Genomic DNA, 740 nt, shown 5'->3' on the forward strand with positions numbered 1-740 from the left:
TTCGGACTCGCTTTCGCTACGGCTACCCCACACGGGTTAACCTCGCCACACACCACTAACTCGCAGGCTCATTCTTCAAAAGGCACGCCGTCACCCCTCAAGGCTCCGACGGATTGTAGGCACACGGTTTCAGGTACTATTTCACTCCCCTCCCGGGGTACTTTTCATCTTTCCCTCACGGTACTAGTCCGCTATCGGTCACCAGGGAGTATTTAGGCTTAGCAGGTGGTCCTGCCAGATTCACACGAGATTTCACGAGCCCCGTGCTACTTGGGACGCCCACAAGGAAGACCACATCATTTCGGCTACAGGACTAACACCCTCTACGGTCGCCCATTCAATGACGTTCGCCTATGACATGATTTTCTGACTCCCCGTTCTCTTGACAGAAAGAACAAGTGGGATCCCACGACCCCGGACATGCAACGCCTGCCAGCTATCACACACGCCCGGTTTAGCCTCATCCGCTTTCGCTCGCCACTACTCACGGAATCACATGTTGTTTTCTCTTCCTGACGGTACTGAGATGTTTCACTTCCCGTCGTTCCCTCCCAACACCCTATATATTCAGGTGCAGGTGACTGGACACATCTCCAGCCGGGTTACCCCATTCGGAAACCCTCGAATCACAGCTCGGTTGCCAGCTCCTCGAGGCTTATCGCAGGCTCCTACGTCCTTCATCGGCTCCTGGTGCCAAGACATCCACCGTGTGCCCTTAAAAACTTACCCGACACACCCAG

At 54.7% G+C, this 740-nt stretch carries 1 rRNA gene; it reads right to left on the bottom strand.

The annotated features are described in order from the left end of the window. Window positions 1-729, bottom strand: a 23S ribosomal RNA gene (locus tag QSK05_RS35990); the annotation flags it as partial. Window positions 730-740: the final 11 nt, after the last annotated feature.

It is taken from the genome of Kineosporia sp. NBRC 101731 (assembly GCF_030269305.1).
In the GTDB taxonomy this organism is placed as follows: Bacteria; Actinomycetota; Actinomycetes; order Actinomycetales; family Kineosporiaceae; genus Kineosporia.